This window comes from Nitratidesulfovibrio sp. 1201_IL3209, from assembly GCF_036763125.1.
Classification (GTDB): Bacteria; Desulfobacterota; Desulfovibrionia; order Desulfovibrionales; family Desulfovibrionaceae; genus Cupidesulfovibrio.
Genome location: NZ_JBAIYT010000034.1, coordinates 25,275 through 42,715, shown reverse-complemented (window position 1 = coordinate 42,715; position 17,441 = coordinate 25,275). Strand labels below are relative to the sequence as shown.

9 protein-coding genes and 1 pseudogene are annotated in these 17,441 nt (G+C 65.4%); all 10 read left to right on the top strand.

The features are described from left to right. Window positions 1–122 (top strand): annotated as a pseudogene (locus tag V6B97_RS14225) (IS1595 family transposase); the annotation flags it as partial. A gap of 681 nt (window positions 123–803) precedes the next feature. Beyond that, entirely contained in the window at window positions 804–4,451 is a 3,648-nt protein-coding gene (gene nifJ / locus V6B97_RS14220; RefSeq protein ID WP_333507172.1) for a pyruvate:ferredoxin (flavodoxin) oxidoreductase, read from the top strand. A gap of 122 nt (window positions 4,452–4,573) precedes the next feature. Next, complete coding sequence (locus V6B97_RS14215) at window positions 4,574–6,283, top strand: L-lactate permease (RefSeq protein ID WP_333507171.1); 1,710 nt, start codon at window positions 4,574–4,576, stop codon at window positions 6,281–6,283. 171 nt (window positions 6,284–6,454) lie between these two features. After that, window positions 6,455–7,840, top strand: a complete 1,386-nt coding sequence (locus V6B97_RS14210) for an FAD-binding oxidoreductase (protein ID WP_333507170.1) — start codon at window positions 6,455–6,457, stop codon at window positions 7,838–7,840. Window positions 7,841–7,844: 4 nt separating this feature from the next. Beyond that, window positions 7,845–9,137, top strand: a complete 1,293-nt coding sequence (locus V6B97_RS14205; RefSeq protein ID WP_333507169.1) for a (Fe-S)-binding protein — start codon at window positions 7,845–7,847, stop codon at window positions 9,135–9,137. Between the two features lie 367 nt (window positions 9,138–9,504). Continuing rightward, window positions 9,505–11,619, top strand: a complete 2,115-nt coding sequence (gene pta, locus V6B97_RS14200; protein WP_333507168.1) for a phosphate acetyltransferase — start codon at window positions 9,505–9,507, stop codon at window positions 11,617–11,619. Window positions 11,620–12,011: 392 nt separating this feature from the next. Further along, complete coding sequence (locus tag V6B97_RS14195) at window positions 12,012–13,226, top strand: acetate kinase (RefSeq protein ID WP_333507166.1); 1,215 nt, start codon at window positions 12,012–12,014, stop codon at window positions 13,224–13,226. A 134-nt stretch (window positions 13,227–13,360) separates the two neighbouring features. Further along, window positions 13,361–14,422 (top strand): phosphotransacetylase family protein, encoded by a 1,062-nt coding sequence (locus V6B97_RS14190; RefSeq protein WP_333507165.1) that lies wholly within the window; start codon window positions 13,361–13,363, stop codon window positions 14,420–14,422. A gap of 14 nt (window positions 14,423–14,436) precedes the next feature. Then, window positions 14,437–15,066, top strand: a complete 630-nt coding sequence (locus V6B97_RS14185; RefSeq protein WP_333507164.1) for a LutC/YkgG family protein — start codon at window positions 14,437–14,439, stop codon at window positions 15,064–15,066. A gap of 4 nt (window positions 15,067–15,070) precedes the next feature. Then, window positions 15,071–17,221 (top strand): L-lactate dehydrogenase (quinone) large subunit LdhH, encoded by a 2,151-nt coding sequence (gene ldhH, locus V6B97_RS14180; RefSeq protein ID WP_333507163.1) that lies wholly within the window; start codon window positions 15,071–15,073, stop codon window positions 17,219–17,221. Window positions 17,222–17,441: the final 220 nt, after the last annotated feature.

The following is a 17,441-nucleotide window of genomic DNA, read 5'->3' as shown; positions in this document are numbered from 1 at the left end:
GGGTGAAGAGGAACTTCGAATTACACCTCAAAGAATGTGAATGGCGCTACAACAAGCCCCTGCCCCAACTCATTGCCGAAATGAAACGGCTGGTAGCAAAAAACAAAGACCTGATGGTCTAGAGCCAAGAATAATATGTCGCTGTGACCGGGCCGGGGTAACCTGGGAGTACCGTGTCCTACCTTTCGGACGCGCCCCCCGCACCCCCTCCTGCATCCGTTTTTTCGGACAGGGGCGGAATTCGCCCTCCAGAACAGTTTGACCATTCAATCCGGCGGCGTTAGGCTCCAGTGCCGCCACTCCACGGCCCCACGACTTCCCAGCGCCGCAACGCCGGCCGTCCGGATTTTCGGACCACACGCCGGCGTCAGTTTCATAAGATGAATCGATACTTCAACAATCCAAGGAGGATGCAGCCGACGTACCGACGTAACGGAACTGGCACACTTCTTGTTGTTGCGTAAAGGCCGCAGCCTGTCCCCCGCCTTCGGGATACCGGCGCCGGGTTCCGCGGGAACCAGGGGCGCCGCCCGGAAAACCCGGACGGACGGGCACACGCCGCAACGCGACACCAACGGCCCGGCAACGGCAGCGAAACCGCGCCACAAGGGCCGACATGACGAGGCACGATACCGGGTCCATGCCCGCTTCCGGGTTCATGCCCCCTCCGGAGTCACGTCCCTTTCGGAGCCATGCCCCTTTCGGAGTCATGTCCCCTCCGGAGTCATGTCAAGGACCGCGCCGCAAGGCACGGCTGACCTTTCACCCCCCGCTTCAAGGCTGGCAATCCCAAGGAGAGATCAATGGCCAAGAAAATGAAGACGATGGACGGCAACACCGCCGCCGCGTACGTCGCCTACGCGCTCAGCGACACCGCCGCCATCTACCCCATCACCCCTTCGTCCAACATGGGTGAATCGGCGGACGAGTGGGCCGCCCAGGGCAAGAAGAACCTGTTCGGGCAGACGGTGGCCGTCCGCCAGTTGCAGTCCGAGGCGGGCGCCGCGGGCGCCGTGCACGGCTCGCTGGCCGCGGGCGCGCTGACCTCCACCTTCACCGCCTCGCAGGGCCTGCTGCTGATGATCCCGAACATGTACAAGATCGCCGGTGAACTGCTTCCCGGCGTCTTCCATGTTTCGGCCCGCGCCCTGGCCTCGCACGCGCTGTCCATTTTCGGCGACCACCAGGACGTCATGGCCGCCCGCCAGACCGGCTTCGCCTTCCTGAACTCCAACTCGGTGCAGGAAGCCATGGACATGGCCCTGGTGGCCCACCTGGCCGCCATCGAGTCCAGCGTGCCGTTCTGTCACTTCTTCGACGGGTTCCGCACCTCGCACGAACTGCAGAAGATCGAAGTCATCGACTACGACGACATGAAGAAGCTGGTGAACTGGGAGAAGGTGGAAGCCTTCCGCCAGAACGCCATGAACCCCGAGCACCCGCACATCCGCGGCACCGCGCAGAACCCGGACATCTACTTCCAGGCGCGTGAAGCCTGCAACGCCTTCTACAACGCCGTGCCCGGCATCGTGGCCGGCTACATGAAGAAGGTGGGCGAACTCACCGGCCGCTCCTACAAGCTGTTCGACTACGTGGGCCACCCCGAAGCCGAGCGCGTGGTCATCGCCATGGGTTCCGCCTGCGAAACCATCGAGGAAGTGGTCAACTTCCTGAACGCCAAGGGCGAGCGCGTGGGCCTGATCAAGGTGCGCCTGTACCGTCCGTTCTCCATCGACCACATGCTGTCGGTGCTGCCCGCCACGGCCGACACCATCACCGTGCTCGACCGCACCAAGGAAGCCGGTTCGCTGGGCGAACCGCTGTACCTCGACGTGTGTACCGCCTTCATGGAGCGCGGCGAAATGCCCAAGCTCCTGGCCGGGCGCTACGGCCTGGGCTCCAAGGAATTCACCCCGGCCATGGCCAAGGCCGTGTACGACAACATGAAGGTGGTCGGCCCCAAGAACCACTTCACCGTGGGCATCGTCGACGACGTCACCGACACCTCGCTGGAAGTGGTGGAAGGCGTGGACACCGTGCCCGCCGGCACCGTGCAGTGCAAGTTCTTCGGCCTTGGCGCCGACGGCACCGTGGGCGCCAACAAGCAGGCCATCAAGATCATCGGCGACAACACCGGCATGTACGCCCAGGGCTACTTCGCCTACGACTCCAAGAAGTCGGGCGGCTTCACCGTGTCGCACCTGCGCTTCGGCAACAGCCCCATCCAGTCCACCTACCTGGTCAACAGCGCCGACTACATCGCCTGCCACAAGTCGGCCTACGTGCACCAGTACGACGTGCTGGAAGGCATCAAGACCGGCGGCACCTTCGTGCTGAACTCGCACTGGAACAGCGTGGAGGACATGGAGAAGGAACTGCCCGCCTCCATGCTGCGCGCCATCGCCCGCAAGAAGCTGAAGTTCTACAACGTGGACGCCGTGAAGGTGGCCACCGAAGTGGGCCTCGGCGGGCGCATCAACATGATCATGCAGACCGCCTTCTTCAAGCTGGCCGCCGTGATTCCCTTCGAGCAGGCCGTGGCGCTGCTGAAGGACTCCATCCACAAGGCCTACGGCAAGAAGGGCGAGAAGATCGTGGCCATGAACGTGGCCGCCGTTGACAAGGCCATCGAGGCCGTCACCGAGATCAAGTACCCCGAATCCTGGGCCACCGCCGCCGACGCCGCCGCGGAAGCCAAGTCCGAGCCGGACTTCATCACCAACGTGGTGCGTCCCATCCTGGCCCAGCAGGGCGACAAGCTGCCGGTCTCGGCCTTCGAGCCCGACGGCCTGTTCCCGGTGGGCACCGCCGCCTTCGAAAAGCGCGGCGTGGCCATCACCGTGCCCGAATGGCTGTCCGAGAACTGCATCCAGTGCAACCAGTGCTCGTTCGTGTGCCCGCACGCGGCCATCCGCCCCATCCTGGCCTCCGATGACGAACTGGCGGGCGCGCCCGCCTCGTTCGTGGCCATCGAAGCCAAGGGCAAGGAACTGAACGGCCTGAAGTACCGCATCCAGGTCTACTCCCAGGACTGCATGGGCTGCGGCTCGTGCGCCGACGTGTGCCCGGCCAAGAACAAGGCCCTGGTCATGAAGCCCATCGAGACCCAGATGGCCGACCAGATGGCCAACCTGGCCTACGCCGACGCCAACATCGCCATCAAGGACACCCTGATGGCCCGCGACAGCCTGAAGGGCTCGCAGTTCCAGCAGCCGCTGATGGAATTCTCCGGCGCCTGCGCGGGCTGCGGCGAAACCCCGTACGTCAAGCTGCTCACCCAGATGTTCGGCGAACGCATGGTGGTGGCCAACGCCACCGGCTGCTCGTCCATCTGGGGCGCCTCCGCCCCCACCACGCCGTACACCACCAACAAGGACGGCCACGGCCCGGCCTGGGGCAACTCGCTGTTCGAAGACGCCGCCGAATTCGGCTACGGCATGGCCATGGCCTACAACCAGCGCCGCGCCAAGCTGGCCGACGTGGTGACCGAAGCCCTGGCCCTGGACCTTGACGGCGAACTGAAGGCCGCCCTCAAGGGCTGGCTGGACAACAAGGACGACGCCGAAGGCTCCAGGAAGTACGGCGAAGAGATCCTCGGCCTGCTGGGCGGCGCCGACGACCATCCGCTGCTGGACGAGCTGTGGCACATGAGCGACCAGTTCACCAAGAAGTCCGTGTGGATCTTCGGCGGCGACGGCTGGGCCTACGACATCGGCTACGGCGGCGTGGACCACGTGCTGGCCAGCGGCGAGGACATCAACATCCTGGTCATGGACACCGAAGTGTACTCCAACACCGGCGGCCAGGCCTCCAAGGCCACCCCGCTGGGCTCCATCGCCAAGTTCGCCGCCTCGGGCAAGAAGACCGGCAAGAAGGACCTTGGCCGCATGGCCATGACCTACGGCTACGTCTACGTGGCCTGCGTCTCCATGGGCGCCAACAAGCAGCAGGTGCTGAAGGCCTTCAAGGAAGCCGAAGCCTACAAGGGCCCCTCGCTGATCATCGCCTACGCCCCCTGCATCAACCAGGGCCTGCGCAAGGGCATGGGCAAGTCCATGGAAGAAGCCAAGATGGCCGTGGAATCCGGCTACTGGCCCCTGTACCGCTTCAACCCCGAACTGGCGGCCGAAGGCAAGAACCCGTTCGTGCTCGAATCCAAGGCGCCCAACGGCACCATGCAGGAATTCATGGCTGGTGAAACCCGTTACGCCGCCCTCGAAAAGATCGCTCCCGAAGAGTCCAAGCGCCTGCGCGCGGCCATCGAGAAGGAGTACAACGAACGCTACCTGCTGCTGAAGCAGATCGCCGAAGCGCCCGCCGTCACCGCCCCCGCCGGGGAACCGGTGCCCACGGGAAACGGCGATAGCGAGTTCTGCACGGTTTCCGAGACGCCGGAACACGTCCGCCGCAAGGGCGGCGACGCCTGCGACGACGGCCGGGCCGCCGAGTAAACCCAACGGGCAAACTGGTGCCGGAGGGGAGGTGCACCCCCTCCGGCACTCACATACCTTCCCCAATCCCGGCGGGTGCACTCCGGGGGCGGATCACGCACAACATAAAGAGGAGCGTCTTGATGTCATTGGAACTGCTTGCATTGGTGGCACTGTTGCCCATCCTCGTGGCCCTGGTGCTCATGGTCGGCATGCGCTGGCCGTCCACCCGCGCCATGCCCCTGGCCTGGCTTGTCTGCGTGCTCGGCGCCATCGGCGCCTGGAACCTGCCCGTGGGGTATATCACGGCGCTTTCGCTACAGGGCGTGGTCACCGCCATCGGCGTGCTGATCATCGTGTTCGGGGCCATCCTGATCCTGTACACCCTGAAATATTCCGGCGGCATGGAAACCATCCAGTACGGAATGCAGAACATCAGCCGTGACAAGCGCGTTCAGGCGATCATCATCGGCTACATGTTCGCGGCCTTCATCGAAGGCGCCGCCGGCTTCGGCACGCCCGCCGCGCTGGCCGCTCCGCTGCTGCTGTCCCTCGGCTTTCCGCCGCTGGCCGCCGCCGTCGTTTGCCTTGTGTTCAACTCGTTCTGCGTGTCGTTCGGCGCGGTGGGCACGCCCATCCTCATCGGCCTGAAGTTCCTTGCCCCGCTGACCGCGGAAGCCGTGGCCAGCGGCGTGGCCCTGAACTTCACCGACTTCGGCAGCTTCGCCAAGATCATCGGCCAGTGGGTCACCCTGATGCACGGCCCCATGATCTTCATCCTGCCCATCTTCATGCTGGGCTTCCTCACCCGCTTCTACGGCCAGAAGAAGTCCTGGTCCGAAGGCTTTGCCGCCTGGCAGTTCTGCGTGTTCGCGGCCGTGGCCTTCATCGTGCCCTACCTGACCTTCGCCTGGCTGGTGGGCCCCGAATTCCCGTCGCTGATCGGCGGCCTGGTGGGCCTTGGCATCATCGTGGCCGGCGCCAAGAAGGGCTTCTGCGTGCCCAAGGACACCTGGGACTTCGGCCCCCAGTCCACCTGGGAAGCCGACTGGACCGGCTCCATCGCCACCAGCACCAATACCGAGTTCAAGCCGCACATGAGCCAGTTCATGGCGTGGCTGCCCTATATCCTCATCGGCGTCATCCTGGTGCTGACCCGCATCCCCGAACTGGGCCTGAAGGGCTGGATGTCCGCCCAGAAGATCCCGTTCAACGACATTCTCGGCTACAAGGGCGTTTCCGGCTCCATCGACTACCTGTACCTGCCCGGCACCATTCCCTTCACCCTGGTGGCCCTGCTGACCATCGCGCTGCACGGCATGAGCGGCACCGCCGCCAAGCAGGCATGGACCGAATCCATCGCCAAGATGAAGGCCCCCACCATCGCGCTGGTCTTCGCGGTGGCCCTGGTGTCCATCTTCCGCGGTTCCGGCGTGGCCGACGCGGCCCTGAACCCCAACAACTACCCCTCCATGCCGCTGGCCATGGCCAAGACGGTCGCCGCCTTCGCGGGCAACGCCTGGCCCATGCTCGCCTCGTACGTGGGCGGCCTTGGCGCGTTCATCACCGGTTCGAACACCGTTTCGGACCTTCTGTTCGCCGAATTCCAGTGGGGCGTGGCGCAGCAGTTGCATATGCCCCGCCAGATCATCGTGGCGGCCCAGGTGGCCGGCGGCGCCATGGGCAACATGGTGTGCATCCACAACATCGTCGCCGTCTGCGCCGTTACCGGCCTGATCGGCCGCGAGGGCATGATCCTGAAGCGCACCTTCTGGCCCTTCGCCCTGTACGGCATCGTCGTGGGCATCGTGGCCAGCGTGCTTGCCTTCGGCCCCTACTCCAACCTGTTCTAGTTTCGAGGTGCAAGGGGGGCGGGGCATCGCTCCGCCCCCCTTTTCAACAGAGGAGTGGCTGAACATACAGCCAGGAAAGGAGCGGCCCCATTCGCTCCGCTACGGTTTCCGCCGCCTCGCCCTTTCCCGGTGACGGAGGCGGAGCAACGCTTGACCCGGAGGACCATCCTCATGCCCAGTGCAGCCCTGATCAAGGAATTCGAAGCCGTCGTCGGCAAGGACAACGTGTTCACCAGCGAGGCCGACCGCCAGTCGTACTCCTACGATTCCGCCGTGCTCGACGCCGTGGTGCCCTCTCTCGTGGTGCGGCCCACCTCCACCGAGCAGCTCGGCAAGGTCGTCCGCCTGTGCAACGAGAACGGCAACCCCATCACCGTTCGCGGCGCGGGCACCAACCTTTCCGGCGGCACCATTCCCGACCCGCGCGAAGGCATCGTCATCCTGACCAACAGCCTGAACCGCATCATCGAAATCAACGAGGAAGACCTGTACGCCGTGGTCGAGCCCGGCGTGGTCACCGCCAAGTTCGCCGCCGAAGTGGCCAAGCGCGGCCTGTTCTACCCGCCCGATCCGGGCTCGCAGGCCGTCTCCACCCTGGGCGGCAACGTGGCCGAGAACGCCGGTGGCCTGCGCGGCCTGAAGTACGGCGTGACCAAGGACTACGTGATGGGGATCGAATTTTTCGACGTCAACGGCGGCCTGGTGAAGACCGGCTCGCGCACCGTCAAGTGCGTCACCGGCTACAACCTCGCCGGCCTCATGGTGGCGTCCGAAGGCACCCTTGGCGTGTTCAGCAACATCGTGCTCAAGCTGGTGCCGCCGCCGCAGGCCTCCAAGGCCATGATGGCCGTGTTCGACGACGTGAACAAGGCGTCCGAGGCCGTTGCGGGCATCATCGCCGCGCACGTGGTGCCCTGCACCCTGGAATTCATGGACCAGGCCACCATCCGCTACGTGGACGACTTCACCAAGGCCGGTCTGCCGCGCGACGCCCAGGCCATCCTGCTCATCGAGGTGGACGGCCACCCCGGCCAGGTGGCCGACGACGCCGAGAAGGTGGAAAAGGTGCTGAACAAGGTCGGCGCCACCGAAATCAAGGTGGCCAAGGACGCCGCCGAGAAGTTCAAGCTGTGGGAAGCCCGCCGCAACGCGCTGCCCGCCCTTGCCCGCGCCAAGCCCACCACCGTGCTGGAAGACGCCACCGTGCCGCGCTCCAAGATTCCCGCCATGGTCAAGGCCATCAACGACATCGCGGCCAAGTACAACATCTCCATCGGCACCTTCGGCCACGCGGGCGACGGCAACCTGCACCCCACCATCCTGTGCGACCGCCGCGACAAGCACGAGTTCGAGCGCGTGGAACACGCCGTGGACGAAATCTTCGACGTGGCCCTCTCGTTGCAGGGCACCCTGTCGGGCGAGCACGGCATCGGCATGGCCAAGTCCAAGTGGATGGAGAAGGAAACCTCCAAGGCCACCATCGAGTTCTCGCGCAACATGAAGCGCTCCATCGACCCCAAGTACATCCTGAATCCCGGCAAGATCATCGGAGCCTAACGCCATGGCAGACCTTACCAAACTCGCCAAGCTGCTTCAGGAGCTGGACGACCAGATGGTCGGCTGCATGAAGTGCGGCATGTGCCAGGCCGTCTGCCCCGTGTTTGCCGAGACCATGAAAGAGGCGGACGTGACGCGCGGCAAGATCGCGCTGCTCGAAAACCTGGCCAAGGAAATGATCCACGACGCGGCGGGCGTTCAGGAAAAGCTGAACAAGTGTCTGCTGTGCGGCTCGTGCGGGGCCAACTGCCCCTCGGGCGTCAAGGTCATGGACATCTTCCTGCGCGCCCGCGTCATCGTGAACACCTACATGGGGCTCTCGCCGGTCAAGAAGGCCATCCTGCGCGGCATGCTGACCAAGCCCGCCCTGTTCAACGCACTGCTGGACCTGGGGTCCAAGTTCCAGGGCATCTTCACCACCAGGGTGGACGACCTGCTCGGCTCCTCCTGCTCCAAGGTGCTGTCGCCCGTCATCGGCGACCGCCACTTCGTGGGGCTGGCCAAGGAATCGCTGCACAGCAAGGTCAAGGCGCTGGACACCCCGGCGGGCAAGAGCGGCAAGCGCGTCGCCTTCTTCCCCGGCTGCCTCGGCGACAAGATGTTCGTCAGCGTGGCCGAAGCCTGCCTGAAGGTGTTCGAGCACCACGGCGTGGGCGTGTACATGCCCGAAGGCCAGGCCTGCTGCGGCATCCCCGCCATCTCGTCGGGCGACCGCGTGGCCTACGACAAGCTGGTCAGGATCAACCTGGACCTGTTCGCCAAGGGCAGCTTCGACTACCTGGTGACCCCGTGCGCCACCTGCACCGCCACCATCAAGGAAATCTGGCCCAAGCTCATGGAGGACTACCCGGCCGCCATGCGCGACCAGATCCGCACCCTGCACGACAAGGTCATGGACGTGAACCAGTTCGTGGTGGACGTGCTGGGCGTTGCGCCCGAGGCCCCGGCCAAGGGCGGCGTGAAGGTGACCTTCCACGATTCCTGCCACATGAAGAAGTCGCTCGGCGTCACGGCCCAGCCGCGCGCGCTGATCGGCATGAATCCCAAGTACGAACTGGTGGAGATGGCCGAAAGCGACCGCTGCTGCGGTTCGGGCGGCAGCTTCAACCTGTCCCACTACGACCTGTCCAAGCAGATCGGCGAGCGCAAGCGCGACAACATCCTGGCCACCGGCGCCCAGGTGGTGTCCACCGGCTGCCCCGCCTGCATGCTGCAAATGACCGACATGCTCTCGCAGCATGGGGCCAAGGTGGCGGTGAAGCACTCCATCGAACTGTACGCGGATTCGCTGCGGTAGAACGGACATCCGGGGCGCGGCCTGGCCGTGCCCCGGATTATAGGCTTGATGAGCGGGCGCGCACGCCGCGCCGCGCATCAGATAAGACGACGAGCGGGCGCGGCCTGGCGTGCCCCACGGATTATTATAGTTATCGATCGGGCGCGTACGCCGCGCCGCGCTCTGGTATCATTCCCCGGCGGGGGGCCGAACGGCGGCCCCCCGCCAGGGGATTCCGGCCCCGCGGATGGTTCCGCGGGCCGTTTGGCTCACCGGGCCAGGCCCGGAACCATCGGCGGCCGTGCCGCCGGTGTACGATCCACGGACGCCTCGCCGCGCCCGCCAGTGCCGCACCCCCTCCGGGTGCGGGGCACGCAAGGAGATATGCATGGCCAACAATCTGTACATCACCGCGACGGAATCGAAGAGCGGCAAGTCCGCCGTGGTGCTCGGCATGATGCAGCTATTGCTGCGCGACATCCGCAAGGTCGCCTTCTTCCGCCCCATCATCAACCGGCCGGTGACGGAAGCGGTGGACCACGACACCAACCTCATCCTGACCCACTTCAACCTCGACGTGCCCGCGGCCCACACCTACGCCTACTCGCTGCAGGATGCCCGGGAACTGATCAACAACGGTCAGCACGCCACGCTGCTTGAAAACATCCTGAAGAAGTACAAGCAGCTGGAAGACAGCTACGACTTCGTGCTCTGCGAGGGCACCGACTTTCTGGGCAAGGACGCCGCCTTCGAGTTCGACCTGAACGCCGACATCGCCGCCAACCTCGGCTGTCCGGTGATGGTGGTGGCCAACGGCCAGCAGAAGACCGCCAACGAAATCATCGCCTCCACCCAGCTGACCATCGACCTTCTGGACGAGAAGGGGCTGGACATCGTGGCCGCCGTGATCAACCGCGCCTCGGTCACCGACGCCGAGCGGACCGAGGTCATCGACAGCCTGGAGTGCAAGGCCAACTGCTCCAACCCCCTGGCCGTGTACGTGGTGCCCGAGGAACCCACCCTGGGCAAGCCCACCATGGGCGACGTGAAGAAGTGGCTGAACGCCCAGGTGCTGTACGGCCACGGCCGCATGGACACCCTGGTGGACGACTACGTCATCGCCGCCATGCAGATCGGCAACTTCCTCGACTACGTCACCCCCGGCTGCCTCGTGATCACCCCCGGCGACCGTTCGGACATCATCCTCACCGGCCTCGCCACCCGCCTTTCCGGCGCCTACCCCGACATTTCCGGCATGCTGCTGACCGGCGGCATCCAGCCCGCGCCCAACGTGCACCGCCTCATCGAAGGCTGGACCGGGGTGCCCATTCCCATCCTGTCGGTGAAGGACCACACCTACAAGACCATCCAGACCCTGAACGAGCTGTACGGCAAGATCGAGCCGGACAACGACCGCAAGATCAACACCGCCCTCGGCCTGTTCGAGCGCTGCGTGGACAGCCAGGAACTGGGCCGCCGCCTGATCAACCGCAAGTCCAGCCGCATCACCCCCATGATGTTCGAGTTCAACCTCATCGAGCGCGCCAAGCAGAACCGCATGCGCATCGTGCTGCCCGAAGGGGTGGAGGAGCGCATCCTGCGCGCCGCCGACATCCTGGCCCGGCGCGAGGTGGCCGACATCATCCTGCTGGGCGACGCCGACAAGGTGGGCGCCAAGGTCAGCGAGCTGGGCATCGACCTGGACGGCGTGCAGATCATCCAGCCCAACCTGTCGCCCAGGTTCGAGGAATACGCCCAGGCCTACTTCGAACTGCGCAAGCACAAGGGCGTCAGCATCGAACGCGCCCGCGACACCATGAACGACGTCACCTACTTCGGCACCATGATGGTGCACAAGGGCGACGCCGAGGGCATGGTCTCCGGCTCCATCAACACCACGGCGCACACCATCCGCCCGGCGTTCGAGTTCATCAAGACCAAGCCCGGCTTCTCCATCGTGTCCAGCGTGTTCCTGATGTGCCTGAAGGACCGCGTGCTGGCCTTCGGCGACTGCGCGGTGAACCCCAACCCCACGGCGGAACAGCTGGCCGAGATCGCCATCAACTCGGCCCACACCGCGCGCATCTTCGGCATCGAGCCGCGCGTGGCCATGCTGTCGTACTCCACCGGCTCGTCCGGCAAGGGCGCGGACGTGGAAAAGGTCATCGAGGCCACCCGCATCGCCAAGGAACGCGCGCCGGAACTGCTGCTGGAAGGCCCGTTGCAGTACGACGCCGCCATCGACATGGACGTGGCGCGCACCAAGCTGCCCGGCAGCCAGGTGGCGGGCCAGGCCACGGTGTTCATCTTCCCGGACCTGAACACCGGCAACAACACCTACAAGGCCGTGCAGCGCGCCGCCGGGGCCGTGGCCATCGGCCCGGTGTTGCAGGGCCTGAACAAGCCCGTCAACGACCTGTCGCGCGGCTGCACGGTGCCCGACATCGTGAACACCGTGGCCATCACCGCCATTCAGGCGCAGGCCGAGAAGGGCCTCATCTAACCTGATCCAGGGGGCTGTCTCCAAATCGTCCTTTCGCCCGTTGGCATCGTCAAACTTCGCCTGCCATGGCGTTGCTGTCCTTATCCGTAAGACTCGCGCTACGCGCTCGCCTAACGGCTAAGGCTCGGTCGAATACGAGAAGAGTACGCGCTGCGGTCGCCATCCGTAAGGCTCGCAAGCTCGCCTAACGGCTGCCGCACTCCCTCATGGCAGGCTCGTTTTCCTTGCCAACGAACGAAAATCCTGATTTGGAAACAGCCCCTGAAAGCCCCTATAGACATCCGCACATCCGCAACCCCGGCCGGGGGGCCCGCCCACACTCCCCCCGGCGCCCGCCCCTCCGGGCCGCCCACACGGCCCGGGGGGCCACACCCCGAAAGGAAACGACCCGCATGAATGTACTCGTCATCAACTCCGGCAGCTCGTCCATCAAGTACCAGCTCATCGACATGACCACCGAGAAGCCCCTGTGCTCCGGTCTTGTCGAGCGCATCGGCGAAGGCATGGGCAAACTGACCCACAAGATCAAGCCCGACACCGACGCCGAGGAAAAGATCGTCATCGAGCAGGTGTTCCCCGATCATGTCGTAGGCATGACCAAGGTCGTGGACCTGATCACCGATGCCGAGAAGGGCGTCATCGCCGACAAGGAAGAAATCTACGCCGTGGGTCACCGCGTGCTGCTGGGCGGCGAGGAGATCAAGCAGTCCGTCAGGATCGACGAATGGGCCAAGGGCGTCATCCGCGACTACATTCCGCTGGGCCCGCTGCACAACCCCGCCAACCTCTCGGGCATCGAAGTGGCCGAGGAACTCTTTCCCCATGCGCCGTCCGTGGGCGTGTTCGACACCGAGTTCCACCAGACCATGCCCAGGAAGGCGTACCTCTACCCGCTGCCCTACGACCTGTACAAGACGCTGCGCATCCGCCGCTACGGCTTCCACGGCACCTCGCACCGCTACATCACCAAGAAGACGGCGCAGTTCCTGAACAAGCCGCTGGACGAGCTGAACATCATCACCTGCCACCTCGGCAACGGGTGCTCCATGGCCGCCGTGAAGAACGGCAAGTGCGTGGACACCACCATGGGCATCACCCCGCTGGAGGGCCTGATGATGGGCACCCGCTGCGGCGACATCGACCCCGCCCTGGTCCCCTTCCTGATGGAAAAGAAGGGCTGGTCCGGCGCCGAGATCGACACCGTGATGAACAAGCAGAGCGGCCTGAAGGGCATCTGCGGCATGAACGACATGCGCGACATCCACGCCGCCCGTGAAAAGGGCGACGAGATGGCGGAACTGGCCTTCGAGATGTTCGTCTACCGCATCCGCAAGTACATCGGCGCCTTCGCCGCCGTGGTGGGCCGCCTGGACGCCGTGGTGTTCACCGCCGGCATCGGCGAGAACGACGACCTGCTGCGCGCCGCGGTGTGCACGAACATGGACATCCTGGGCATCGACATCGACGAGGCGGTCAACGCCAGGCGCTCGGGCGAGGCGCGCCACATCGGCAAGCCCGGCCAGCGCGTGCCGGTGCTGGTGGTGCCCACCAACGAGGAACTGGAAATCGCCCAGACCACCGTTGCCGTGCTGAACGGCAAGGGCTAGGCCCGGACGGCAGACACAGCGCCCCTCCGCGCCGTCCGCCCGGACGGCGCGGAGGGGACTCTCCGGGGCGCGCGCCGTTCGCGGCCACGGCCCGGAACACCCCACGGCCTTACGTACACACCGGACACACGGACATGGTGGGCATCTACATCGGATCGACGGCGCCCCGTGCAGGCAAAAACCTTGTCTGCATGGCGCTTGGTCTTGCGCTGCGGCAGACCGGACGCAACGTGGGCTTCATGAAGCCCCTGGGAACGTTGCCCCGGACCGTGGACGAACAGACCGGGGACGAGGACGCCCTCCTGGTGCAGGAGGTGCTGGGCCTTTCCGCCCCGCCCGAGGTGCTCACCCCCGTGATCATGCCCGGCAACATCCGGGCCGCCGCCCTGTCGGGGGGCAACGCGCTGGAGCGCGTGGCCTCCGCCTACGGGGCGCTGTCGCGCGGGCACGACACCATGCTGGTGGGCGGCGCCGGCGCGTTCCTGACCACCGGCAAGGCGCGCGGCGTGGACGGCCCCTCGGTCGTCCGGCGGCTCGACCTCAAGGTGCTGCTGGTGGAACGGTATGCCCACGGCATCGACTACGACGCCGTCCTGTACGCAAAGGAACTGCTGGGAGACGCCCTTGCGGGCGTTCTGTGCAACGACGTGCCCGAAAGCTACCTGCGCGACGCCGAAGACGTGCTGGTCCCGTTCCTGGCGGAACGGGGCGTGCCCGTGCTCGGCATCGTGCCCAACGACCCGCTCCTCAACGCCATCAAGGTGTCGGAGCTGGCGCACCGCCTGGGCGGGCGCATGGTCTCGGGCACGGCGCGGGCCGGCCGCATCGTGGACGGGTTCCTCATCGGCACCATGCAGGTGGAGAACTTCATGGCCCACTTCCGGCGGCACGCCAACTGCGCAACCATCGTGGGAGGAGACCGGACGGACCTGCAACTCGTCGCGCTGGAGGGGCAGTGCCCTTGCCTGGTCCTGACCGGAAACATCCCCCCCGATGAGATCATACGCGCCAGGTCAGAGGCGCTGGGGGTCCCGGTGATCGTGGTCCGCGAGGACACCTACGCCGTGGCCCGGAAGATGGAAGAAATCCTGAACAGCCAGAAGCTGCGCGAACTGGTCAAGATACGCCGCGGGGCCGACCTCGTGGCGCATGCCCTGGACCTTGCGCGGCTGACGGCGCAACTCGGCATTCAGTAAAAGGGAGAGTACTGATGAGTGCTACCAATGACCTTGCCCGGCTCATGCGTGAGAAGGCCGAGGCGGTCGCCGCCACCGTGGTGGAACTGAAGAACCTCAAGGAAGCCTTCGCCTACGTCCTCGACGTCTGTGACAAGAAGGAAGCCTGCCAGCTGCTGGTTTCCGGCTGCGAGGAAAAGCTTTCGGACAAGGCCGAAGCCCTGTGCGAAACCAAGCAGGAAAAGATCGTGGCCGCGCCCAACCTTTCCGACAAGGAATACGCCACGTTCTCGGCCCTGTGCGCCGAGCGCGGGGTGAAGTGCATCCGCGACGGCCTGCGCGGCCATCTCGCGGGCATCGACATCGGCGTGGCCCATGCCGACATGGGCATCGCCGAAACCGGCACCTGCGTCATCGACTCCACCAGCGAGGAACTGCGCCTGTCCTCCATGATCAGCGAGATCCACATGGCCATCCTGCCCAAATCGCGCATCAGGGCCACGGCCTTCGACGCCGAGCGGGAGGTCAACGCGCTGATCAACACCGGCACGCCGCGCTACACCGCGTTCATCACCGGGGCCAGCCGCACCGCCGACATCGAGCGCGTGCTGGCCATCGGCGTGCACGGGCCGCTGGAACTGCACATCCTGATGCTGGAGGACTAAGTCGATGCAGACCGCCAAGACCCTGAAGGAATACCGCAAGGAACTGCGCGAATCCCTGGACAACGAGTTTCTGCGCGAGGCCATGGACAAGTTCGCCACGGCCTACCCCGTGGGCCGCGCCAACGCCTTCCGCGGGCTGGACGAAAAGGCCCTGATCGCCGAAGTGGCCGACGCCAAGGACGCCGCCGCCCGCAACATGGACGGGCTGTTCATCCAGTTCAAGGCAGAGGCCGAGAAGCGCGGCGTCAAGGTGCACATGGCCAGGGACGCCGACGAGGCCAACGAGATCATCGCGCGCATCGCCAAGAACGCGAACTGCAAGAAGATCGTCAAGTCCAAGTCCATGACGGCGGAAGAAACGCTGCTCAACCACCGCCTGGAGGAAGACGGCCTCGAAGTCATCGAGACCGACCTTGGCGAGTGGATCATCCAGCTGCGCCACGAAGGGCCGACCCACATGGTCATGCCCGCCATCCACCTTTCCCGCTACCAGGTGGCCGACCTCTTCTCCGAGGTGACCAGGCAGAAGCAGGAAGTGGACATCCAGCGCCTGGTCAAGGTGGCCCGGCGCGAACTGCGCCAGCACTTCGCCACCGCCGACATGGGCATCTCGGGCGCCAACTTCGCCATCGCCGAATCGGGCACCATCGGCCTGGTCACCAACGAGGGCAACGGCCGCCTGGTCACCACCCTGCCCCGCGTGCACGTGGCCCTGTGCGGCCTGGACAAGCTGACCCCCAGCCTGAACGACGCGCTGAAGACGCTGCGGGTGCTGCCCCGCAACGCCACCGGCCAGATCATCACCTCGTACGTCACCTGGATCACGGGCGCCAACGAGTGCAAGGCCACTGCCGACGAGAAGAAGGAAATGCACATCGTGTTCCTGGACAACGGCCGCCGCGCCCTGGCCCAGGACCCGCTGTTCTCGCAGGTGATGCGCTGCGTGCGCTGCGGCGCGTGCGCCAACGTGTGCCCGGTGTACCGCCTGGTGGGCGGCCACAAGATGGGCCACATCTACATCGGGGCCATCGGCCTCATCCTCACCTACTTCTTCCACGGCAAGGACAAGGCCCGCAACCTGGTGCAGAACTGCATCAACTGCGAAGCCTGCAAGAGCATTTGCGCGGGCGGCATCGACCTGCCCCGCCTGATCAAGGAAATCCGCGCCCGCATCAGCGAAGAGGACGGCGCGCCCGTGGAAGCCACCCTGCTCGGCAAGGTGCTGAAGAACCGCAAGCTCTTCCACACCCTGCTGCGCTTCGGCAAGTACGCCCAGAAGCCGGTCACCGGCGGCACCCCGTACCTGCGCCACCTGCCGCAGATCTTCATGAAGGAACACGGGTTCCGCGCCCTGCCCGCCATCGCGGACAAGGCCTTCCGCGACGACTGGGAAACCATCCGTCCCCGCGTCAGCAACGCCAAGCTGCGCGTGGGCCTGTTCTCGGGCTGCGTGCAGGACTTCGTCTACCCCGAGCAGATGAAGGCCGCCGTCAAGGTGCTGGCCTCGCGCGGGGTGGAGATGGAGTTCCCCATGGACCAGAGCTGCTGCGGCCTGCCCGTGCAGATGATGGCCGAACGCCAGGCCACCATCGACGTGGCGCGCCAGAACGTCATGGCGTTCGACGCGGCCAGGTACGACTACATCCTCACCCTGTGCGCCTCGTGCGCCTCGCACCTGAAGGAAGGCTACCCCAAGATCCTCGCGGGGCAGCCGGACATGGCGGGCAAGGTGAAGCTGTTCGCCTCCAAGGTCATCGACTTCAGTTCCTTCGTCCATGACGTGCTGGGCATGACCGCCGACGACTTCACGGGCAAGGGCGAGAAGGTGGCCTACCACGCCTCGTGCCACCTGTGCCGTGGGCTCGGCGTGGTGGAACAGCCCCGCGCGCTCATCGCCTCCTCCGGCTCGGAATACTGCCAGGCCCAGGAAGAAGCGGTGTGCTGCGGCTTTGGCGGCACCTTCTCCGTGAAGTTCCCGGAACTGTCCAAGGAACTGCTGGACAAGAAGCTGAACAACGCCGAAGCCACCGGCGCCACCCGCATGGTGGCCGACTGCCCCGGCTGCATCATGCAGATCAGGGGCGGCGCGGAAAAGCGCGGCAGCCGCATGAAGGTCGGCCACATCGCCGAACTGCTCGCGGAAAACCTGAAGTAACCGTGCGTTCCGACGCTCTGTGACAATCGGGGGCCGTTTCCGCTGCTGGCGGGAACGGCCCCTTGCGTTCCGGGGGCGATGCGGGCGACGTCTTTTCCGGGTGAAATTACTAACTCTCTTTGCAAGAGCGCCACGTCGGTATACTATTGTCCCAAACCTGTCTCCGGGGGCAGGCCCGGCTGCGGCCACACTGGCGGCGGGCAACTTGCGCGGACATTCA

Coding starts and splice junctions, on each gene's coding strand:
- nifJ (WP_333507172.1), top strand. CDS start 804: ATGGCCAAGAAAATGAAGACGATGGACGGCAACACCGCCGCCGCGTAC.
- V6B97_RS14185 (WP_333507164.1), top strand. CDS start 14,437: ATGAGTGCTACCAATGACCTTGCCCGGCTCATGCGTGAGAAGGCCGAG.
- V6B97_RS14215 (WP_333507171.1), top strand. CDS start 4,574: ATGTCATTGGAACTGCTTGCATTGGTGGCACTGTTGCCCATCCTCGTG.
- V6B97_RS14210 (WP_333507170.1), top strand. CDS start 6,455: ATGCCCAGTGCAGCCCTGATCAAGGAATTCGAAGCCGTCGTCGGCAAG.
- ldhH (WP_333507163.1), top strand. CDS start 15,071: ATGCAGACCGCCAAGACCCTGAAGGAATACCGCAAGGAACTGCGCGAA.
- V6B97_RS14195 (WP_333507166.1), top strand. CDS start 12,012: ATGAATGTACTCGTCATCAACTCCGGCAGCTCGTCCATCAAGTACCAG.
- V6B97_RS14205 (WP_333507169.1), top strand. CDS start 7,845: ATGGCAGACCTTACCAAACTCGCCAAGCTGCTTCAGGAGCTGGACGAC.
- pta (WP_333507168.1), top strand. CDS start 9,505: ATGGCCAACAATCTGTACATCACCGCGACGGAATCGAAGAGCGGCAAG.
- V6B97_RS14190 (WP_333507165.1), top strand. CDS start 13,361: ATGGTGGGCATCTACATCGGATCGACGGCGCCCCGTGCAGGCAAAAAC.